Here is a 21,846-nt window from a genome sequence, read left to right as displayed (position 1 = left end):
TTCAGTCGAGCGGCGCCGTCCGCGTCCACGGCTGCCGCCGCTCCAGCTCCTCCGCGACCTCCAGCAGCACCGTCTCCGACCCGGGCCGGGCCACCAGTTGTACGGCGGTGGGGGCGCCCGAGGGCAGCGTGCCGAGCGGAACCGACATCGCCGGCCAGCCGGTGAGGTTCCACGGTGGGGTGAGCGGCGAGTAGTTGGTGTTGACGAGGACGTTGCGCAGCCAGCCCCGCTCGTGCCAGGCCTCGGCCTTGGGGGAGCGGCGGGCCAGCGCCGGAAGCAGCAGCACGTCGTGCTCGGCGAAGAACGGCTCCAGACGCTCGCGCAGTTCCTGCCGGGCCCTGCCCGTCCGTACGGTCTTGACGAAGCGCCGGCCGATCGCCGCGTGCACCCGGGTGCGCCGGGCCAGCAGCCGCGGATCAAGCCCCGCCGCGTCCACCGAGGTGCCCGCCGTCCAGGTGGCCAGCGAGGTGACGCCCAGCGAGAGCGGGTACGGCGGGTCGGCGCGCCGCACCTGATGCCCCGCCTTGATCAGCAGCCCGGCCGCCTCCCGGACGGCGTTCGTATACGGCGCGCTGACCGTGACCCCGGCGAGCGGGCTGCGCAGGGACACGGCGACATCGAGCGTGGCGGGCGTGTCCCGTCGTACGAACTCGGTGCCGGCGATGACCGAAAGAAGCAGGCGGGCATCCTCGACCGTGGTCGCCAGCGGACCGTTTTCGGACATGCCGAACCAGTCGCCGTCGCTGATGCCGGCCGGGACCACCCCCGAACCGGGCTTCAGCGTGACGAGCCCGCAGTTGGCCGCCGGGATGCGCAGGGAGCCCATGCCGTCGTTGCCGAGGGCGATCGGGACCAGGCCCGCGGCGACCGCGGCCGCGCTGCCGCCGGACGAGCCGCCCGCCGTACGCGTGGTGTCCCAGGGGTTGCGGGAGGTGCCGTGGACGCCCTCCGTGGTGCCGAAGACGCACAGCTCCGGCACGTTCGTCAGTCCCACGACCACCGCGCCCGCGGCCCGCAGCCGGGCCACGACCTCATGGTCGGCCTCGGCGGGGGTGTCAGGAGTCGCGGCGGTGCCGACGCGGTTGGTCTCGCCGCGCACGGCGAGGTTGTCCTTGACGGCCACCGGCACCCCGGCCAGCGGCAGTTCGCCGAGGTCGCCCCGGGAGCCCACCTCGTCGGCCTCCGCCAGTGCCGCTTCGGCGCGCACCAGCCGGAACGCCCCGATCCGCCCGTCGAGCTTCTCGATCCGGGCGAGGTGCTCGGCCACCACCTCCCGGGGCGTGGCCCGCTTCTCGCGGACGGCGGCGGCGATCTCGGCGGCGGTACGGCCGACCCAGCTGGTCACGTGCGCTCCTCGGGGGCTACTCGCGAGTACGTAGGGAGAACTCTGCCCGGAGGCGAGCGGCGCGTCGAGAGCGCTCGCGCTTGGACATTCGGACCGGTCTTCTTGGACTTTTCATGACGGGCGAGGTCTTACGGTGTCGCCGACCCGCAGGTCATCCGATCTCTTGCTCAACTCTCGGTTGATCGAGCCCCGTTGACAGCCCTACCGGTGCCCTCGATTATCAGCCATCCGATGAATAGGGAGTCGCTCATGAGGAAACGGCTGAGATTCGCCGCCGTCGTGGCGCTGCTGACGCTGCTCCTGGCGCCCGCCCCGGCGCTCGCGCGCTCGGACCAGGGCCCGCCGGTCACGGTGCCCGCCCTGACCCGGTGGACTCCGGAGCCGGGCGCCTACGTCTACCGGCCCGGGGCCCGGCTCGTCGCCGACGACCCGGCCGAACGCCGGGTGGCCGACACGCTCGCCGGCGATCTGCGGGCGGCGGGCCACGGCTCGGTGCCCATGGTACGCGGCGGAGCCCGGCCCGGTGACATCGTTGTCGACGTCGAGCCGTCCCGAAGCTCCCTCGGCGCCGAGGGCTACGAACTCCACGCCGGCACAGGCCTGTCGATCACCGGAGCCACCGAGACCGGCGCCTTCTACGGCACCCGGACCCTCCTCCAGCTCCTCGCGCAGGGCGACCGGATCCCCGCCGGGCGCACCATCGACGTGCCGCGCTACAAGGAGCGGGGCGTCGGCGTGTGCGCCTGCTACATCCACGTCTCGCTGCCCTGGCTGGAGAACCTCGTCCGCGAGATGGCCTACAACAAGCTCAACCAGCTGCTCGTGGAGCTGAAGGTCAAGAGCGACGCCCACCCCGAGGCCAACACGTGGGGCTACTACACCAAGGACGAGATACGGCAGCTCGTCGCGCTCGGCGACAAGTACCACGTCGAGATCATCCCCGAGATCAACTCCCCGGGACACATCGACCCGTGGATCGAGAACCGCCCGGACCTCCAGCTGACCGACTCCGACGGCACCAAGCAGCCCTCCCGGCTCGACATCACCCAACAGCCGGCCTTCGACTACTACACGAGCCTGATGGACGAGTACGCCCAGGTCTTCACGGCGAAGTCCTGGCACATGGGAGCCGACGAGTACATGCTCGGCTCCGACTTCGCGAAGTACCCGCAGATCCTCAAGTACGCCCAGGAGAAGTACGGTTCGGGCGCCACCCCGCAGGACGCCTTCGTCGACTTCGTCAACCGCGTCCACGACTACGCGGCGAGCAAGGGCGTGAAGCTGCGGATCTGGAACGACGGACTCACAGGAGCCAACACCGTGCCCGTGAAGACCGACACCACGGTCGAGCACTGGCTGAACGTGGCGGTCACACCCAGTCAACTCATCGCACAGGGCTACTCCGTGATGAACGCCTCCTATTCGCTCTACCTCATCCGCGGCGGCTTCCACAGCGACACCGAGTCGCTCTACGACCAGAGCTGGGACCCGCGCAGCTTCGAGGGCGAGAAGCTCACCTCCTCCCGGGGCGTCACCGGCGCGAAGATCAGCCTGTGGCCGGACAACGGACGCGGCGAGACCGAGAACGAGGTCGCCGTCCGGCTCTGGCCCGCGCTGCGGCATGTCGCCCAGGCCACCTGGGGGGATCCGCATCCCGACGCCACGTACGCGGAGTTCGTGGCGCGCGGTGCGGCGGTGGGGCACGCGCCGGGTTGGCGGGACCTGACCCGGGTGCCGGTGGCGGACGGCACGTACACCTTCGGGCGGTCGTTCACGGCCTCCGTGCAGCGCACGGCGGACGGCTATGTGACCCTGCGGTCTCCGGCCGGCTGCCTCGCCATCAGCGGCGGCAAGCTCACGCTCAACGTGCCGCTGCAGCCCGGCGTCGAGGCGACCTGGGACACCTGTGACGCGACCAGCACCTTGCAGCGCTGGGAGCTGGAGCCAGTGACGGGCGGATACCGGCTCGTCAACGCGATCACCCAGATGGCGCTCACCGTCACGGACGACGGCCGGATCGTGCAGTACCCGGCCGATCAACGCACCCCCGCCGTCTGGCACTTGAGCTGAGGAGCCCCCCCCATGACCGTCTCCAGACGCCTCTTCGTCACCGCGGCCACCGCACTCGCCGTGACCGGCATCCCCACGATGGCCGTCGCGGCCTCCGACGACCGCTCCTACCGCATCCCCGTCTCCCCGGACGACACCGAGGCCGACCTCGTCCGCAAGGCGTCCCAGGTCAGGCCCACCGCGCGGCAGATCGCCTGGCAGAGCCTGGAGCAAACCGCTTTCCTGCACTTCGGCGTGAACACCTTCACCGGCCTGGAGTGGGGCACCGGCGACGAGGACCCGGATGTCTTCCAGCCGACCGGCCTCGACACCGACCAGTGGGCGGCGGCCCTGAAGGACGGCGGCTTCCGGCTCGCCATCCTCACCGTCAAGCACCACGACGGCTTCGTCCTCTACCCCTCCCGCTACACCGACCACTCGGTGGCATCGAGTAGTTGGCGCGACGGTCAGGGCGATGTGCTGCGCTCCTTCGCCGACTCCATGCGCCGCCACGGCCTCAAGGTAGGCGTCTACATCTCACCCGCCGACGAGAACCAGTACCTGCACGGCGTGTACGCCAACGGCAGCGCCCGCACGCCGCGCACGATCCCGACCCTCGTGCCGGGCGACGACCGCACACCGGACCGCTCCTACACCCTGGACGCCACCGACTACGGCGCCCACATGCTCAACACGCTGTACGAGGTGCTCACCGAGTACGGCCCCGTCGACGAGGTGTGGTTCGACGGCGCGCAGGGGCACATCCCGCCCGAGAAGGTGGAGAGCTACGACTGGGACAGCTGGTACACCCTGGTGCGGGCCCTCGCCCCGGACGCGGCGATCGCCGTCACCGGTCCCGACCTGCGCTGGGTCGGCAACGAGAGCGGCATCGCGCGCGAGGACGAGTGGAGCGTCATCCCGGTCAAGGAGAACCAGTACGGCCGCACCGACTGGGCCCTGTCCTACGACACCCCCGACGAGGGCAGCCGCGCCGCACTGGTGAAGGCGCAGCCCGCGACGGACTATCTCCAGTGGTGGCCCGCCGAGTGCGACGTCTCCATCCGCGACGGCTGGTTCTACCACGCCGACCAACAGCCCAAGTCCGTGGACTACCTGACGGAGATCTTCTTCGGGTCGGTGGGGCGCAACGCGGTGCTGCTGCTCAACGTCCCACCGGACACGGAGGGCCTGCTGCACGGCACGGACGTCGTACGGCTGCGGGAGTTCAGGGAACGGATCGAACGGGAGCTGCCGCAGGACCTGGCCGCGCGCGCTCGCACCACGTCGGCACCGGGCCGCGTCACCGTCGACCTCGGCACGGAGCACGAGGTGGACCGCATCCGCCTCGCCGAGGACATCCGGCACGGCCAGCAGGTGGAGAGCTTCGTCGTCGAGGCGTTCCGCGACGGCACCTGGACGGAGGTCACGGGTGCCGGAACCATCGGCGCGAGCCGCATCCTGCTGCTGCCGTCTCCGGTCCGGGCCCGGAGGTGGCGGGTGCGGGTGACACGGGCCCGAAGTGCCGTACGGGTAGCGGAGTTCGGGCTGTACCGGTCCGAGGTCTGAGAAGCGGGTGGCCGCCAGGACGTCGGCGACCTGGTGGCCATTCCCCACAAGGACCGGCACCTGCCGGCGGGCCTACTTCGTCGGCGGCCTCAAGGCCGAACAGGGCGAGCGACAGGCGCGGTTGGAGCTGCGTGCCGTGGGGGAGCTGTACACGTCGTCGGACCCCGTGACCGTGACCCACCCCTGGTAACACCGGACCCTTGGAGCACCCCGCATGCATGACGACCGCAGCCTGGTCGAAGCCCGCCTCAGGCGCGTCCTCGACGAGCGACTCCGCCCCGCCGTGTACCCCGAGTCCGTGCCGCTGGACGTAGCGGTGTGGCACGCGCCCGACGAGCCGGTGCCCGTCGCCGAGGGCCTGGCGGCCGAGCCGGAGCCCATCGCCGTGGGCGCCCGCTGGGGTGCTCCCTGGGGCACCAGCTGGTTCCGCGTCACCGGGACCGTCCCCGAGGCGTGGGCCGGGAAGACCGTCGAGGCCCTCCTCGACCTCGGCTTCGACGAGCACATGCCCGGCTTCCAGTGCGAGGGCCTGGTCTACCGGCCCGACGGCACCCCGGTGAAGGGCCTCAACCCGCGCAACCAGTGGGTGCGGATCGGCGCACCCGTCGAGGGCGGCGAGGAGGTGCGCCTGCACATCGAGGCCGCCTCCAACCCCGTCATCCTCGACTACCACCCCTTCCTGCCCACATGGTTGGGCGACAAGGAGACCGCCGGGGCCGAGCCGCAGTACCGGCTGGCCCGCATGGACCTCGCCGTCCTCGACGAGACGGTGTGGCAGCTGGTGATCGACCTGGAGGTGCTCGGGGAGCTGATGGCCGAGCTGCCGGTGGAGTCGGCGCGGCGCTGGGAGATCCTGCGGGCGGTGGAGAAGGCGCTGGACGCGCTGGACCTCCAGGACGTGGGCGGCACGGCGGCGCAGGCCCGTTCGCGGCTGGACAGCGCCTTCGAGGCGCCCGCCGTTCCTTCCGCCCACCGCATCAGCGCCGTGGGACACGCCCACATCGACTCGGCGTGGCTGTGGCCGCTGCGCGAGACCGTGCGCAAGGTCGCCCGGACGACCTCCAACATGACCGCCCTGCTCGACGACGAGCCGGAGTTCGTGTTCGCCATGTCCCAGGCCCAGCAGTGGGCCTGGGTCCGCGACCACCGGCCCGAGGTGTGGGCGCGGGTGAAGAAGGCGGTGGCGGACGGGCGGTTCGTGCCGGCCGGCGGAATGTGGGTGGAGTCGGACACCAACATGCCGGGCTCGGAGGCGATGGCCCGTCAGTTCGTGCACGGCAAGCGGTTCTTCCTCGACGAGTTCGGGGTCGAGAACCAGGAGGCATGGCTGCCCGACACGTTCGGCTTCGCCGCCGGACTCCCGCAGATCATCAAGGCGGCGGGCTCCAAGTGGCTGCTCACCCAGAAGATCTCGTGGTCGCAGACGAACAAGTTCCCCCACCACACCTTCCAGTGGGAGGGCATCGACGGCACCCGGATCTTCACGCACTTCCCGCCCGTCGACACCTACAACTGCTCCATGAAGGGCAGCGAAATCGCCCACGCGGCACGGAACTTCAAGGACAAGGGGGTCGCCCGGCACTCCCTCGCCCCCACCGGCTGGGGCGACGGAGGCGGCGGTACGACCCGCGAGATGGTCGCCAAGGCGGCCCGCCTCCGCGACCTCGAAGGCTCGGCTACCGTGGCCTGGGAGACCCCGAAGGAGTTCTTCACCAAGGCAGAGGCCGAATACCCCGAACCGCCCGTCTGGGTCGGCGAGCTCTACCTCGAACTCCACCGCGCGACCCTCACCAGCCAGGCCAGGACCAAGCAGGGCAACCGCCGCAGCGAACACCTCCTGCGCGAGGCCGAGCTGTGGGCGGCGACGGCGGCCGTACGGACCGGATCGCCTTACCCCTACGAGGAGTTGGACCGCATCTGGAAGACGGTCCTGCTCCACCAGTTCCACGACATCCTGCCCGGGTCGTCGATCGCCTGGGTGCACCGGGAGGCGCGGCGCACGTACGAGCGGCTCGCGGACGAGCTGAACGGCATCATCGACGTGGCCCAGTGCGCTCTGGCGGGGGAGGGGAGCCGGGAACTGCTCTTCAACCCGGCACCCCATGGCCGTAACGGAATCGCCGCGGGTGGCGCCGGAACCGCGGTCGTCGAGGGACGGACGACGGTGACCGAGCGGCCCGGCGGCGGGCACGTGCTGGACAACGGCATCCTGCGGGTCGAGGTCGACGGGCGGGGCCTGGCCGTCTCCGTGTACGACATCGAGGCCGACCGCGAGACGATCGCACCGGGCCGGGCCGGCAACCTCCTCCAACTCCACCCGGACTTCCCGAACAAGTGGGACGCGTGGGACGTGGACGAGTTCTACCGCAACACGGTCACGGATCTCACCGAGGTGGACGAGCTCGCCCCCGAGGGGCACGGTGTGCGGATCGTGCGGACCTTCGGCGGCTCCCGCGTCACCCAGGTGCTGTCCCTCGCGCCGGGTGAGCGGCGGCTTCTCGTGGACACGGAGGTGGACTGGCACGAGACGGAGAAGTTCCTGAAGCTCGCCTTCCCGCTCGACGTGCACGCCGAACGGTACGCGTCGGAGACGCAGTTCGGGCATTTCCACCGGCCCACGCACACCAACACCTCATGGGAGGCGGCCAAGTTCGAGGCCTGCAACCACCGCTTCGTGCACCTGGAGGAACCGGGCTGGGGCGTGGCGATCGTCAACGACTCGACGTACGGGCACGACGTGACCCGTACGGTCCGGGCCGACGGCGACCACGGCACGACCACCACGGTCCGGGTGTCGCTGCTCCGGGCCCCGCGATTCCCCGACCCCGAGACCGACCAGGGCGTCCACCGGTTCCGGCACGCGCTGGTGCCGGGGGCGGGCATCGGGGACGCGGTACGGGAGGGGTGGCGGATCAATCTGCCGGAGCGGATCGTGCGGGGTTCCCAGGAGGTCGCTCCCTTGGTGAGCGTCGACCAGGAGGCGGTGGTGATCACCGCGGTCAAACTCGCCGACGACGGAAGCGGGGACGTGGTGGTCCGCCTCCACGAGGCCCACGGCGGGCGGGCCCGGGCCACCCTCACGGCGGGGTTCGAGGTCGCCGGGGTCACGGCGACGGACCTGCTGGAGCGCCCGTCGGCGGATGCGCCCTCGCTGCGGTGTGAGGGGAACGAGGTGTCCTTGCGGCTGCGGCCGTTCGAGCTGGTCACGCTGCGGTTCAGCAGGGCCTGAGCAAGGGGGCGGGGAGACCCGCCCCCTTCACCTCGTGAACCGATCCTCGCCGCACCTCTCACCCCCCGAGCTGCGTCCGCAGCCACTCCTCCACCTCGCCCACATGCGCGGCCGCCGCCGCCCGGGCCGCCTCCGGGTCGTGGGCTATCAGGGCCCGGTGGATCGCGGCATGCTCGCGCCGCGTGCGTTCGAACGCGCCCTCCTCCTGGTAGCCGCGCCACACCCGCGCCCGGAAGGTGCGCGACGACAGGCCCTCCAGGATCGCCGCCATCGTGTCGTTGCCGGCCGCCACCGCGATCTCGCGGTGGAACGCCAGGTCGTGGGCGAGGATCTCCTCGGGGTCGTCGGTGGCGTTCATCGCCGCGAGGTGTTTCTCGACCTCGGCCAGCTGGTCGGGCGTGATGCGGGCGGCGGCCAGCGCGGTCGCCGTCGACTCGAGGACGCGGCGCACCTCGAGCAGCTCCACCAGACGCGGGCCCCGGGACAGGTCGGCGACCACGCCGAAGGTCTCCAGCAGGTCACCCGCCTCCAGCTGGGTCACGTAGATGCCCGAGCCGTGCCGGGCCTCCAGCACGCCCATCACCGTCAGCGCCCGGATCGCCTCCCGCATCGAACTGCGGGAGAGGCCCAGCTGGACGGCCAGATCACGCTCGGTCGGCAGCCGCTGGCCGGGCTCCAGCCGGCCCTCGCCGATCATCGCCTTGATCTGCTCGATGGCGCGCTGCGTCACGGTGCCCTTCTGCGGGGCTGTCTCGTCCACGCCATTCCTCCACATCACTGGGTGCGCCGCAGTCTAACCGGCAAGGTGGTCGGACCACTATGGCCGAAAGACGGGAAAATCTGCCGCCGAAGGCTATTGCAAGGGGCGAGTGGTCTGATAAGTATGCGGTCATCTGCTCGAACACGCTCATGCTCGATCACGCTCGACACGCTCAACGAGGAGCCTCCAGATGCCCGGCAGAACAGTGGGGAAGCGGAACAGGTTTCGCATCATCGGCGCGGTGGCCGCGGCAGCGAGCGCCTCGCTCGTGCTCGCCGCGTGCGGCAGCACCAAGGACACCGGCAGCTCCGGCGCCGAGGGAGGCGACGGGTCCGGCAAGGTCGGCGTGATCCTGCCGCTGCTGACCTCGCCGTTCTGGCAGTCGTACAACGACTACGTGCCCAAGATGGCCAAGTCCGAGGGGGTGGACACGCTGAAGACGGTCAACTCCAACAGCGACCCCTCCCAGCAGATCACCGACATCAACAACGAGCTCAACCAGGGCGTGAAGGGACTGGTCGTCGCCCCGCTCGACAGCGCCGCCATCGAGGCCGGCCTCGACCAGGCCGAACGCAAGGGCGTCCCGGTCGTCGCGGTCGACGTGGCCCCCGACAAGGGCAAGGTCGCCATGGTCGTACGGGCGAACAACGTCTCGTACGGCGAGAAGGCCTGCCAGTACCTCGGGGAGCAGATCCCCTCCGGCAAGGTCGTGCAGATCATGGGCGACCTGGCCTCCGTCAACGGCCGCGACCGCTCCGAGGCCTTCCGGGCCTGCGTGAAGAAGAACTTCCCCAAGCTGAAGGTGCTGGAGATCCCCGCCAAGTGGGAGTCCGACGCGGCCGCCTCGCAGCTGGGCACCCTCCTGAACGCCAACCCCGACATCAAGGGCATCTACATGCAGGCCGGCGGCGTCTACCTCGCGCCGACCCTGCAGACCCTCAAGTCCAAGGGTTTGCTGAAGAAGGCCGGGCAGGCGGGCCACATCACCATCGTCTCCAACGACGGCATCCCGCAGGAGTTCGACGCCATCCGCAAGGGCGAGATCGACGCCACCGTCTCCCAGCCCGCCGACCTGTACGCCAAGTACGGCATGTACTACATCAAGGCGGCGATGCAGGGGAAGACCTTCAAGCCCGGCCCGACCGACCACGACTCCACGATCGTCAAGCTGCCCAGCGGCATCCTGGAGGACCAGCTGCCCGCGCCCCTGGTCACCAAGGACAACGTCGACGACCCCAAGCTGTGGGGCAACACGGTCAAATGAGCACCCCACTCGTTGAAGCCCAGGGGGTCGTCAAACGGTACGGCCCCACGACCGCCCTCGCGGACGGCCGCCTGACCGTCCTGCCCGGCGAGTCCCACGCCCTCGTCGGCCGCAACGGCGCGGGCAAGTCCACCCTCGTCACGATCCTCACCGGCCTCCAGGCCCCCGACGAGGGCACCGTCCGCTTCGACGGCGAGCCCGCGCCACCCCTCGCCGACCGGGACGCCTGGCGGAGCAAGGTCGCCTGCGTCTACCAGAAGCCCACCGTCGTACCCGAGTTGACGGTCGCCGAGAACCTCTTCATCAACCGGCAGCCGCTGCGGCGCGGGTTCATCAGCTGGCGCAGTCTGCAGAAGGAGGCCGCCGAGCTCCTCGACACCTGGGACGTGCGCGTCGACCCGGAGGCGCGCACCGCCGACCTCAAGGTCGAGGACCGCCAAATGGTGGAGATCGCCAGGGCGTTGAGCTTCGGCGCCCGCTTCATCGTCCTCGACGAACCGACCGCACAGCTCGACAAGCGGGAGATCGAGCGGCTCTTCGGCCGGATGCGGGCACTGCAGGACTCCGGCGTCACCTTCCTGTTCATCTCGCACCACCTCCAGGAGGTGTACGAGGTGTGCCAGACGGTGACGGTCCTCAGGGACGCCCGCTGGATCACCACCGCCCCGGTCGCGGACATGCCCCGGGCCGCCCTGATCGAGGCCATGGCGGGCGAGACCATCGCCGAACAGGCCGTACAGGTCAGGCAGGTCGAGGACACCGCCCCGGTCCTCCTCGACGTCCGCGACCTCACCTCCGACGCCTACGAGAACGTCGACCTCACCGTGCGCCGCGGTGAGGTCGTCGGACTCGCCGGCATCAGCGGCAGCGGCAAGATCGAGCTGGCCGAGTCGTTCACGGGACTGCACACCCCGACGAGCGGAACGGCCCGGCTCGACGGCAGGCCGCTGCCGTTCGGCGACGTACAGGCCTCCTTGAAAGCGGGCGTCGGCTTCGTACCGCGTGACCGGCACGCGCAGGGCCTGGTCTTCGGCATGACCATCGGTGACAACGCCACGCTCAGTGTCCTGGACCGGCTCGGCCGCTACGGCTTCGTCGGCACCGACCGCAAGCGCGGCTTCGCCACCGAGCTGATCGACCGGCTCGACATCCACACCGAGGGCCCCGACCAGCCCGTCTCCGACCTCTCCGGCGGCAACGCGCAGAAGGTCGTCATGGCCCGCGCCCTCGCCTCCGACCCCCGTTTGCTGGTCCTCATCAACCCCACCGCGGGCGTCGACGTGAAGTCCAAGGAATCCCTGCTCTCCCGCGTGGACACCGCCCGCGAGGACGGCACCGCGGTCCTCGTCGTCTCCGACGAACTCGACGACCTGCGCCGCTGCGACCGGGTCCTCGTCCTCTTCCACGGCCGCGTGGTCGCCGAGCACCCGGCCGGCTGGCGCGACCACGAGCTGATCGCCTCCATCGAAGGAGTGGACCACCATGGCTGACACCCAGGCTCCGCCGGTGAAGCACGTGCGGGTGCCCGAGGCGCGGGCAGCCCGGACGGTCCTGCTGCGCCGCGCCCGCGAACTCGCCCTCGTCCCCGCCCTGTTGCTGCTCATGGTGCTCGGCGCGTTCGTCAACGACTCGTTCCTCACCGAGCGCAACCTGATCTCGATCCTCGGCGCCTCGGCCGCCCTCGCCATGGTGGTGCTCGCCGAGTCCCTCGTCCTGATCACCGGCAAGTTCGACCTCTCCCTGGAGTCGGTCGTCGGCATCGCGCCCGCCGTGGGAGCCCTCCTCGTCCTGCCCGCGGCCCAGTCCGGCTGGGGCACCGAGTTCCCGGCCGTCCTCGCCCTGCTCGCGGTCCTCGTCGTCGGCGCGGCGGTCGGCGCCTTCAACGGCATCCTGGTCGTGAAGTTCAAGCTCAACGCGTTCATCGTGACGCTCGCGATGCTGATCGTCCTGCGCGGACTGCTCGTCGGCGCCACCAAGGGCAAGACCCTCTTCGGCATGCCGGACAGCTTCTACTCCCTGGCCACCACGACCTTCCTGAACGTCCCCATGTCCGTGTGGCTCGCCGCGGTCGCCTTCGCCGTCACCGGCTTCGTCCTGAAGTACCACCGGATCGGCCGATCCCTGTACGCCATCGGCGGCAACGCCGACGCGGCCCGCGCCGCCGGCATCCGCGTCGAGCGGGTGATGCTCGGCGTGTTCGTCGTGGCCGGCGTCCTCGCCTCCGTCGGCGGCATCATGCAGACCGGCTACGTCGGCGCGATCAGCGCCAACCAGGGCCAGAACATGATCTTCACGGTGTTCGCGGCGGCGGTGATCGGCGGCATCAGCCTCGACGGCGGCAAGGGCACCATGTTCGGCGCCCTGACCGGCGTACTCCTGTTGGGTGTCGTACAGAACCTGCTGACACTCGCCCAGGTGCCGTCCTTCTGGATCCAGGCCATCTACGGCGGAATCATCCTGGTCGCCCTCATGATCGCCCGTGTGACGACGGGGCGCGCCCAGGACTGAGCCCCATCCGCCCGTCATCTACCGAAAGGCCTTCCGTGTCCTCGTCCCCCGCCCGCGTCACCGCGGTAGACACCTACGACATCCGCTTCCCCACCTCGCGCGAGCTCGACGGCTCCGACGCGATGAACCCGGACCCCGACTACTCGGCGGCCTACGTCGTGCTGCGCACGGACGCGGCCGACGGGCACGAGGGGCACGGATTCACCTTCACCATCGGGCGGGGCAACGAGGTCCAGGTCGCCGCGATCGAGGCGCTGCGCGGGCATGTGGTCGGACGGTCCGTCGACGAGCTGTGCGCGGACCCGGGGACGTTGAACCGCGACCTGATCGGCGACAGCCAGTTGCGCTGGCTCGGACCCGAGAAGGGCGTGATGCACATGGCGATCGGCGCGGTCGTCAACGCCGTGTGGGACCTGGCCGCCAAACGCGCGGACAAGCCGCTGTGGCGGCTGCTGGCCGAGGGCGAGCCCGAGTGGCTGGTCGGCCAGATCGACTTCCGCTACCTCACGGACGCGCTCACCCCGGAGGAGGCGCTGGAGATCCTGCGGCGGGGGCGGGAGGGTTCGCAGGAGCGCACCGAGAGGCTTCTGGAGCGCGGCTACCCCGCCTACACCACCTCCGCCGGCTGGCTCGGCTACGACGACGAGAAACTCACCCGGCTCGCCGCCGAGGCCGTCGCCGACGGCTTCCGGCAGATCAAGCTCAAGGTCGGCGCGGATCTGGAGGACGACGTACGGCGCTGCCGTGTCGCCCGCCAGGTCGTCGGCGCCGACATCCGCATGGCGATCGACGCCAACCAGCGCTGGGACGTCGACGAGGCGATCCGCTGGACCAGGGCCCTCGCCGAGTTCGACCCGTACTGGATCGAGGAGCCCACCAGCCCCGACGACATCCTCGGCCACGCGACGATCCGCAAGGCCGTCGCCCCGGTCAAGGTCGCCACCGGCGAGCACGTCCAGAACCGGGTCGTCTTCAAGCAACTCCTCCAGGCCGGCGCCCTCGACGTCGTCCAGATCGACGCGGCCCGCGTCGGCGGCGTCAACGAGAACCTCGCCATCCTGCTCCTCGCCGCCAAGTTCGGCGTGCCGGTCTGCCCGCACGCGGGCGGGGTCGGCCTGTGCGAACTCGTCCAGCACCTGTCGATGTTCGACTACGTGGCCGTCACCGGCACCACCGAGGACCGGGTCATCGAGTACGTCGACCATCTGCACGACCACTTCCTCGATCCCGTGGTGATCCGGGAAGGCCACTACACGGCACCCGTCGCGCCGGGCTTCTCGGCCGCCATGCGCCCCGAGTCCATCGCGCGGTACACGTTCCCCGGCGGAGGCTTCTGGGCAGAAGACCTCGCCGACGACACGCAGAAGAAGGGGCAGGCGGCATGAGTGACTTCGACGGTCTCAAGGCCCTGGTGACCGGCGGCGCCTCCGGCATCGGCCGGGCCACCGCGGAACTCCTCGTCGCACGCGGCGCCCAGGTCGCCGTCCTCGACCTGGACCCCTCCTCGGTCGAGAAGCCGCTGCTCGCCTTCCGCGCCGACGTCACCGACGACGCCTCCGTCCGCGAGGCCGTGGCCGCCGCCGTGGCCGACCTCGGCGGACTCGACGTCGTGGTCAACAACGCGGGCATCGGCGCCCAGGGCACCGTGGCGGACAACGACGACGACGAATGGCACCGTGTCCTCGACGTCAACGTCGTCGGCATGGTCAGGGTCGCCCGCGCCGCCCTGCCCCACCTGCGCGCGTCCGCGCACGCGGCGATCGTGAACACCTCCTCCATCGCGGCCACCGCGGGCCTCCCGCAACGGGCGCTGTACAGCGCGACCAAGGGGGCGGTGTACTCCCTGACCCTCGCCATGGCCGCCGACCACGTCCGCGAGGGCATCCGCGTGAACTGCGTCAACCCCGGCACGGCGGACACCCCGTGGATCGGGCGGCTGCTCGCCAAGGCCCCCGATCCGGCTGCCGAACGTGCCGCTCTGGAAGCCCGCCAGCCCACCGGCCGGCTCGTCTCGGCGGACGAGGTCGCGGGCGCCATCGCCTACCTGGCGAGCCCGCTCTCCGGCGCCACCACCGGTACCTCTCTCGCCGTCGACGGCGGCATGCAGGGCCTGCGGCTGCGCCCGGCGGGCCAGTGAACCGGCTGGGCCGCAGCGGCGTCGAGGTCAGCGAACTGTCCTTCGGCGCCGCCGCCATCGGCAACCTCTACGCCGCGATGAGCGAGGAACAGGCACGGGCGGCCGTCGACGCCGCCTGGGCCGCGGGCATGCGGTACTTCGACACCGCGCCGCACTACGGTCTCGGCCTGTCCGAACGTCGCCTCGGCAGCGCCCTGCGCGAGCGTCCGCGCTCGGCGTACACCATCTCCACCAAGGTGGGCCGCCTCCTGGAGCCCACCGACGACGGCGGCGACGATCTCGGACACGGCTTCGCGGTGCCCGCCACACACCGCCGCGTCTGGGACTTCAGTGCCGACGGCGTACGCCGCAGCCTGGACGCCAGCCTGGACAGGCTCGGCCTCGACCGTGTCGACGTCGTCTACCTCCACGACCCCGACGACCACGCCGAACAGGCCTTCCACGAGGGCTACCCAGCGCTGGAGAAGCTCCGCTCACAGGGCGTGGTCGGTGCGATCGGCGCGGGCATGAACCAGGCGGAGATGCTCACCCGCTTCGTCCGCGACACCGACGTCGACGTGGTGCTGTGCGCGGGCCGGTACACGCTCCTGGACCAGAGTGCCCTCTCCGAACTCCTGCCGGCCGCGCGGGAACACGGCACGTCCGTCGTCATCGGCGGCGCCTTCAACTCGGGCCTGCTGGCCGACCTCCAGTCGAACACGAGGTACGACTACGCCGAGGCGCCCCCCGACATCCTGCGGCGGGCTCTGCACCTGAACACCGTCGCCGAACGCCACGGCACCCGCCTACGGGCCGCCGCCCTGGCCTTCTGCGCCGCCCCTGCGGCGGTGGCGAGTGTCCTCGTCGGCGCCCGCAGCGCGGCGCAGGTGAACGACTGCGCGGAGCAGTACGCGGCACGGGTGCCCCCGTCGTTCTGGCAGGAGCTGCGCGGGGAAGGCCTCCTGCCGCCCGATGCCCCCGTCCCCGCCGAGGAGCCCTCATGAGAGTCGCCCTGCACACCACGGTCCGCGCGGACCGCGTCGAGGAGTACGAGGCCGCGCACCGCGAGGTCCCGGAGGAGCTGACGGCCGCCATCCGTGCCGCGGGCGTGAGCGAGTGGACGATCTGGCGCAGCGGCACCGATCTCTTCCACGTCCTGGAGGTCGAGGACTACCCGGCGATGATCGCCGAACTGGAGAAACTGCCGGTCAACATCGCCTGGCAGGCCCGTATGGCCGAACTCCTCGACGTGGCGCACGACTACTCCGACGAGGGCGCCGACGCCGGCCTGCCCGTCGTGTGGGAGCTGCCGTGACGGTGGTGGACGCGCACCACCATGTGTGGGACCTGTCGGTGCGGGACCAGGACTGGATCGCCTCGGACAGCCCGCTGCGACGGAACTTCACGATCGAGGACCTCGCCCCCGAGGCCCGCGCGGCAGGCGTCGAACGCACGGTCCTCGTCCAGACGGTCACCGTGCCCGAGGAGACTCCGGAGTTCCTGGCCCTCGCGGCCGGGCACGACATGATCGCGGGTGTCGTCGGCTGGACCGACCTGATCCGCCCCGATGTTGCCGACGAGTTGGCACGTCTGCGCGAACTCCCCGGCGGCGCCCACCTCAAGGGCATCCGCCACCAGGTCCAGGGCGAGCCGGATCCGGAGTGGCTGGTGCGGCCGGACGTACGCCGAGGCCTGACCGCGGTGGCCGCAGCGGGCCTGGTCTACGACCTGGTCGTCCTTCCCTACCAACTGCCCGCCTGCGCCGAGGCGGCCGCGTCGCTGCCCCACCTCACCTTCGTCCTCGACCACTTGGGCAAGCCGCCCATCGCCTCCGGCGCCCTGGAACCCTGGGCGGCCGACGTCCGCGCCCTCGCCGCCCTGCCCAACACCGTCTGCAAACTCTCCGGCATGGTCACCGAGGCGGACCCCGACTCCTGGACGATCGACGACCTGCGCCCGTACGCCGACACCGTCCTGGACGCCTTCGGCCCGGACCGCCTGATGTTCGGCTCGGACTGGCCGGTGTGCTCGCTCGCGGCGACCTACGGCGAGGTGGTGTCCGCGGCGCGGGAACTCACCGCCGGCCTCGGCACACCGGAACGCGACGACGTCTTCGGAGGGACGGCCACCCGCACCTACGGCCTGTGACCCTGCCCAGCCGGCTGCGCCAGCCGTGTGGGCGGCAGAAACTCCCGCACATACGTCCGCTCCCAGCACGCCCCCGTATCCCGCAGCTCCCGCCACGTCGTGTACCGGTACCGGAAGAGGCGGGCACGGACATGGCGGGGCGGCTCGTCCGGCGGGAACGGTGAGCGGCGCAACAGCCTCAGCGTGGCGGGGTCGTTCTCGAGGAGCCGTTCGACCATGGTGCCGAACCACGCCTGGGCGTACGCCGGGGACAGCGCGGCGAACCACATCATCCAGTCCAGGCGCAGATGGTAGGGCGCGAACTGGCGCGGCCAGCGCCGTGGATCTCCGGGCTTGCCCTTGAACTCGTACTCCTTCCAGTCGGAGTCCCGGCGCGGTACGTCGTCCGCCGTGCCCTCGACCACCACCTCGTGGCGGATGCGGCTGACGCTGCCGAACGCGCCGTAGGTGTTGACCAGATGGAGCGGGTCGAAGGAGCGGTTCATGATCTGGCTCCGGGAGATCATGTTGCGGACGGGGTGGTAGCTCAGGGCGAGGAGGAGCGCGGCGACGGCGAGGACCGTCACCTCGTACCAGAGCGGGGTGGCGGGCAGGTCGGGTGCCTCGCCCCCGAGGTCCAGCGCCGGCACCGCCAGCACGATCGTGATCCAGTTCAGCCAGGCGAAGTTGCCCGAGAGCACCAGCCACAGCTGGGTCGCGATCATCAGGGACGCGGCCGCCGTGGCGATCGGCTGCGGGGTGAACAGGAGGAAGGGAACCGCGAGCTGGGTGACGTGGTTCGCGGCCACCTCCACCCGGTGCAGCGGCCGGGGCAGATGGTGGAAGAACCAGCTCAGCGGCCCCGGCATCGGCTGTGTCTCGTGGTGGTGGTCGAGGCAGGTGAGTTTGCGCCAGCAGGCGTCGCCGCGCATCTTGATGAGCCCCGCGCCGAACTCGACCCGGAACAGGATCCAGCGCAGGAGGAACAGCACCAGGACCGGCGGGGCCACGTCGTCGTTGCCGAGGAACACCGCGAGGAAGCCGACCTCCAGCAGCAGGGACTCCCAGCCGAAGCCGTACCAGGTCTGGCCCACGTTGACGATCGACAGATACAGCAGCCACGGCACCAGCCACAGCAGCATCCCGCCCCACAGTGGCAGTCGGGAGTCGAGGCCCGCCGCCAGCGCGACCGCCACCGCGCAGCCCGTCCCCGCGCAGAGAGCGAAGAACCGGTCCGAGTAGTGGAGGTGGAAGAGACTCGGCGCCCTCCGGAAGTGCACGCGGGCGACGAAACGCGGGATCGGCAGCATCCCGCGCTCCCCGAGCAGCGCCCGGAACTGCAGGGCCGCCGCCAGGAACGCGACGAAGTACAGCCCGGCCAGAGCCCGCTGGAAGACCAGCCGGCTCAGCCAGTAGTCGGGTGCGGTGAACCAGTCCACGGCCGTGTTCTCCTGCCTCCATTGTCCCGCCGAACCCTGCGTGACTCTCCGTGTACCTTCTCTCCGCTTGCGTAACCCAAGCGAGCGAAGCAGACAATAGTGAAGAAATGCCCGGTATGGACGGGAGAACGTGGTGCGGACAGCCGCCAAAGCCCTCGTCACGGCCTGCGCGCTCGCGGCGGCACTCCTCGTCGCCGGATGCGGAGGAGACGGCGGAGACGGCGACGAGAACAACACCGAGGCGAACGGCGAAGTGCTTCTTCAACCGGCGGCGGCTCAGGGCCCGAGCCCCTTCACCCGCTCCACGGTGACCTCGGCGACTTCGGCGACCGCACCCTCGCCCCTCACCCGAACGCCCCAGCGGGCCCCGACCGCCCCGCGGATCGTCTCCGGCGCGATGCCCGGTCTCTACGGCGGCACGGCGCGGGTCGCCGGCTGTGACGTGGCACGGCAGATCGACGCCCTGGCCGCGGACCGGTCAAGGGAGCGCGCGTTCGCCCAGGTCGTGGGCGTCCCTGCGGCCGCGGTGCCGGACTTCCTGCGCGGGCTCGCTCCGGTCGTGCTGCGGGCCGACACCCTCGTCACCGACCACGGCTATCGCGCCGGCCGGGCGAGCGGCTTCCCGTCCGTCCTCCAGGCGGGCACCGCCGTCCTCGTCGACGACCGGGGCGTCCCGCGCGTCCGCTGCGCCTGCGGCAACCCCTTGACGCCGCCGGTGGCGATGCGGGGTGGCGCGGTCGTGGGCGGGCGGTCCTGGCCCGGATACCGGCCCGCCCGGGTGGTCGTGGTGGCCCCCAGCGAGCAGCCCGTCACCGACATCACGATCATCGATCTCGCCGACCACGCCTGGATCGAACGGCTGATCGGCCACGACTGCCGGGACGACCAGGTCCTCCCCGCGCCGCAGCCGGAACCGTCGGCTCCCGCGACGCCCCTCGGTCCGCGCCCGGACGAGACCGCGCTCCCGGAGCCCTCACCGAGCGCCGAGAGTGACTGCGCCACCCCCACCGGCACACCCGGCGTCGAGAACTGCCCCACGGCCCCAGCCACCTCGCCGCCCACCGGACCCGGGGTCCCCGCGATCCCGCCGGACGGCACCCGTACGACCGTCCCGGTGGACCCCGACAACGAGATCGGCCCCGAGACCGTCCCGGACACCCCCGACCTCCCCGACGGCGGCGGGCTGATCCCCGACGATCCGTCGGAGCCGGCCGGCACGGACACCGTCCTCGCCGGCCCCGCCCACGTCCTCGGTGTCTGACGGCCCCGAGCGCACCTGCCTCCCGGTCGAAGAATCGGACAAATCCTGGCAAGGTGGCCCCATGGTTGATCGGGGAGCGAGCGCCCTGTCACTCCCGGACGACTGGCCCGCCCACCCGGACCCGATCCTGGCGCTCAACCGTATGGGCAGCTTCGACTGGGACCTGGACAGCGGTCTGTTCCACATGGACGCCCAGGCCCACGAGGTCTTCGACCTGCGCCCCGACGAGTACGACGGAAACCCTGGGAGCCTCGCCGTCCGGGTGCCGAGGGCCGAGGCGCACCGGCTCGACGCCCTGGTCGCCCAGGCCATCAAGGACGGCAGCGAGAACTACGGGGCCTACTTCCGGCTGCGCTGCCGCGACGGCAGGCTGCGCTGGACCCACACCCAGGGCTACATCCGACGGGACGGGACGGGCCGCCCGCGCCGGATCATCGGCATCGTCCGCGACGCCACCCAGGAAGTGGGCGAGCTGGAGAACCACCGGGAGCAGGCTGCCCAGGACGAGGCCAGGCGCCGGCAGACCAACGTCGTCCAGCTCACCACGGCCGCTCTGGCCCACGCCCGGACCGTCCAGGACGTCATCGACGTCCTCAAGGACACCCACGGCCTCACCCACCTCGGCGCCACCAGCCTGGTCATGGGCCTGGTCGAGGCCGGCCGGATCCGGCTGATCGCCGAGGGCCCCGCGGGCAGTTTCGTGCCCGGCACCGACATCACCCGGATCGACGAGCCGTACCCGATGAGCGAGGCCGTGCGCACGCTCACCCCGCGCTTCATCGAGTCGCCGCAGGAGTTCGCCGACCGCTACCCGATCCTGTGGCCGCACATCACCGGCCTCAACATCACCTCCGCCGCCTACCTCCCGCTGATCGCGGAGGCCCGTCCGATCGGTGCGATGGGTCTGCTGTACAGCGACCGGTACGGCTTCACCCCCGAGGACCGCAACGTCCTGATCGCCCTCGGCAGCAGCATCGCCCAGAGCCTCCAGCGGGCCATGCTGTACGAGCAGGAGAAGGACCTCGCCACCGGGCTCCAGCAGGCGATGCTGCCGCGCACCATTCCGAGCGTCCCCGGCGCCGACGTGGCCGTCCGCTACCGGGCCGCCGGCACCGAAGGCTCGCTGGGCCGGGACATCGGCGGCGACTGGTACGACCTGATCCCGCTGCCCGGCGGCCGCGTCGGCGCCGTCATCGGAGACGTCCAGGGCCATGACACGCACGCCGCCGCCGTCATGGGCCAGCTGCGGATCGTCCTCAGGGCCTACGCGGCCGAGGGACACCCTCCGGCCACCGTCATGGCCCGCGCCTCCGTGTTCCTCCACGAGCTCGACACCGACCGCTTCGCGACCTGCCTGTACGCGGAGGCCGACCTGTCCACCGGAGTCGTCCAGGTGGTCCGGGCGGGCCACATCGACCCGCTGGTCCGGCACGCCGACGGCAGCTGCCGCCGGGTGACCGTGGAAGGAGGACTGCCGCTGGGGCTGTCCGCCGAGTTCGGCCGGCTCGACTATCCCGTCGCCACCCTCGAACTCGACCCCGGGGGCACCCTGCTGCTGTGCACGGACGGGCTGGTCGAAGAGCCCGGCGCCGACCTCGACGACGGCATGCGGACCCTCACGACCCTCATCGCGGACGGCCCCACCGACGTGTGGCAGTTGGCCGACCGGCTCATCGACGTGGCCGAGGAACGCGCCGGCGACGACGACGTGGCGCTGCTCCTGCTGCTCCGCCGCGGCCTGGACGCCCAGCAGCCCGGCGGCCGCCTCCAGCAGCACGTGGCGCCCGGGGACCCCGAGGCCCTCACCCAGGCCCGGCACATGATCCGGGCGGCGGTCGGCGCCTGGGGCGCGCGGGAGCGCTCCGACGAGATCGAACTGGTCGCCGACGAGCTGATCACCAACGCCCTGATGCACACCGAGGGCGCCGCGATCGTCACCCTGCGGGTCCTGACCGGCTCCGACCGGCGGATGCGTGTCGAGGTCGAGGACTCCTCCAGCGCCCTGCCGCGCCGCCGGGAGGCGGGCGAGTCGGGGGTCTCGGGCCGCGGCCTGCTCCTGGTCGACCTGCTGAGCGATGTCTGGGGCGTGGAGGCGCGGGGCGGCGGGAAGTGCGTGTGGTGCGAGTTCGTCGTACGGGAGCGGACCTGACTTGACCTGACCACAGCGGCCCCCGGTGGCACT

Annotated in this window: 17 protein-coding genes; 14 read left to right on the top strand and 3 right to left on the bottom strand. The window is 71.2% G+C overall.

Annotation, left to right across the window (positions count from 1 at the left end; genetic code table 11):
* Position 1: 1 nt before the first annotated feature.
* On the bottom strand, positions 2-1,345 hold the full coding sequence (locus ACIBJB_RS14115; protein WP_398930093.1) for an amidase: 1,344 nt from the start codon (positions 1,343-1,345) through the stop codon (positions 2-4).
* Between the two features lie 249 nt (positions 1,346-1,594).
* Here ACIBJB_RS14115 and ACIBJB_RS14110 point away from each other — a divergent pair, with 249 nt between their 5' ends.
* Genes ACIBJB_RS14110 through ACIBJB_RS14095 form a run of 4 tightly spaced genes read left to right on the top strand, consistent with a single transcriptional unit; the run spans position 1,595 to position 8,189 of the window.
* A complete protein-coding gene (locus ACIBJB_RS14110; protein WP_398930091.1) occupies positions 1,595-3,415 on the top strand; it encodes a family 20 glycosylhydrolase in 1,821 nt (606 codons plus the stop codon).
* A gap of 12 nt (positions 3,416-3,427) precedes the next feature.
* Positions 3,428-4,960, top strand: a complete 1,533-nt coding sequence (locus ACIBJB_RS14105) for an alpha-L-fucosidase (protein WP_398930089.1) — start codon at positions 3,428-3,430, stop codon at positions 4,958-4,960.
* Between the two features lie 7 nt (positions 4,961-4,967).
* Positions 4,968-5,150, top strand: coding sequence for a hypothetical protein (locus tag ACIBJB_RS14100; protein ID WP_398931034.1), 183 nt, complete (start codon positions 4,968-4,970; stop codon positions 5,148-5,150).
* A 24-nt stretch (positions 5,151-5,174) separates the two neighbouring features.
* Complete coding sequence (locus ACIBJB_RS14095) at positions 5,175-8,189, top strand: alpha-mannosidase (RefSeq protein ID WP_398930087.1); 3,015 nt, start codon at positions 5,175-5,177, stop codon at positions 8,187-8,189.
* A 58-nt stretch (positions 8,190-8,247) separates the two neighbouring features.
* On the opposite strand, the gene ACIBJB_RS14090 is transcribed toward ACIBJB_RS14095, so the two are convergent.
* Positions 8,248-8,949 (bottom strand): FadR/GntR family transcriptional regulator, encoded by a 702-nt coding sequence (locus ACIBJB_RS14090; protein ID WP_398930085.1) that lies wholly within the window; start codon positions 8,947-8,949, stop codon positions 8,248-8,250.
* A 190-nt stretch (positions 8,950-9,139) separates the two neighbouring features.
* On the opposite strand from ACIBJB_RS14090, the gene ACIBJB_RS14085 reads away from it, so the two are divergent.
* From ACIBJB_RS14085 to ACIBJB_RS14050, 8 genes are read left to right on the top strand one after another with little or no spacing between them, the layout of a single operon-like run.
* Complete coding sequence (locus ACIBJB_RS14085; RefSeq protein ID WP_398930083.1) at positions 9,140-10,213, top strand: sugar ABC transporter substrate-binding protein; 1,074 nt, start codon at positions 9,140-9,142, stop codon at positions 10,211-10,213.
* Positions 10,210-11,703: a sugar ABC transporter ATP-binding protein gene (locus ACIBJB_RS14080; protein WP_398930081.1), complete on the top strand. Its 1,494-nt coding sequence runs from the start codon at positions 10,210-10,212 to the stop codon at positions 11,701-11,703. The genes ACIBJB_RS14085 and ACIBJB_RS14080 overlap by 4 nt, the downstream gene beginning before the upstream one ends.
* Positions 11,696-12,721, top strand: coding sequence for an ABC transporter permease (locus ACIBJB_RS14075; RefSeq protein ID WP_057617970.1), 1,026 nt, complete (start codon positions 11,696-11,698; stop codon positions 12,719-12,721). Before ACIBJB_RS14080 ends, ACIBJB_RS14075 begins: the two co-directional genes overlap by 8 nt.
* A gap of 35 nt (positions 12,722-12,756) precedes the next feature.
* Complete coding sequence (locus ACIBJB_RS14070; RefSeq protein ID WP_398930078.1) at positions 12,757-14,106, top strand: L-fuconate dehydratase; 1,350 nt, start codon at positions 12,757-12,759, stop codon at positions 14,104-14,106.
* On the top strand, positions 14,103-14,858 hold the full coding sequence (locus ACIBJB_RS14065; protein WP_398930076.1) for an SDR family NAD(P)-dependent oxidoreductase: 756 nt from the start codon (positions 14,103-14,105) through the stop codon (positions 14,856-14,858). Before ACIBJB_RS14070 ends, ACIBJB_RS14065 begins: the two co-directional genes overlap by 4 nt.
* Positions 14,855-15,841: an aldo/keto reductase gene (locus tag ACIBJB_RS14060; protein WP_398930074.1), complete on the top strand. Its 987-nt coding sequence runs from the start codon at positions 14,855-14,857 to the stop codon at positions 15,839-15,841. Before ACIBJB_RS14065 ends, ACIBJB_RS14060 begins: the two co-directional genes overlap by 4 nt.
* The gene (locus ACIBJB_RS14055) at positions 15,838-16,152 is read left to right on the top strand and encodes an L-rhamnose mutarotase (RefSeq protein ID WP_398930073.1); all 315 of its coding nucleotides are present in this window, start codon (positions 15,838-15,840) and stop codon (positions 16,150-16,152) included. Before ACIBJB_RS14060 ends, ACIBJB_RS14055 begins: the two co-directional genes overlap by 4 nt.
* Complete coding sequence (locus tag ACIBJB_RS14050) at positions 16,149-16,985, top strand: amidohydrolase family protein (protein WP_398930071.1); 837 nt, start codon at positions 16,149-16,151, stop codon at positions 16,983-16,985. The genes ACIBJB_RS14055 and ACIBJB_RS14050 overlap by 4 nt, the downstream gene beginning before the upstream one ends.
* Here ACIBJB_RS14050 and ACIBJB_RS14045 read toward each other — a convergent pair.
* Entirely contained in the window at positions 16,973-18,403 is a 1,431-nt protein-coding gene (locus ACIBJB_RS14045; RefSeq protein ID WP_398930069.1) for a lipase maturation factor family protein, read from the bottom strand. The two genes, ACIBJB_RS14050 and ACIBJB_RS14045, sit on opposite strands and share 13 nt — an antisense overlap.
* Positions 18,404-18,533: 130 nt before the next feature.
* Between ACIBJB_RS14045 and ACIBJB_RS14040 the strand changes: the two genes are divergently transcribed.
* Positions 18,534-19,664: a DUF6777 domain-containing protein gene (locus ACIBJB_RS14040; RefSeq protein WP_398930067.1), complete on the top strand. Its 1,131-nt coding sequence runs from the start codon at positions 18,534-18,536 to the stop codon at positions 19,662-19,664.
* Between the two features lie 61 nt (positions 19,665-19,725).
* Positions 19,726-21,813 carry a SpoIIE family protein phosphatase gene (locus ACIBJB_RS14035; RefSeq protein ID WP_398930065.1) on the top strand — a complete coding sequence of 696 codons (2,088 nt, stop codon included), beginning with the start codon at positions 19,726-19,728 and terminating at the stop codon, positions 21,811-21,813.
* The last annotated feature ends 33 nt before the right edge of the window (positions 21,814-21,846 follow it).

It is taken from the genome of Streptomyces sp. NPDC050759 (genome assembly GCF_044456945.1).
Lineage (GTDB): Bacteria > Actinomycetota > Actinomycetes > Streptomycetales > Streptomycetaceae > Streptomyces.
The sequence above is the reverse complement of the archived record's forward strand: the minus strand, read 5'-3'. Positions and strand labels throughout refer to the sequence as shown.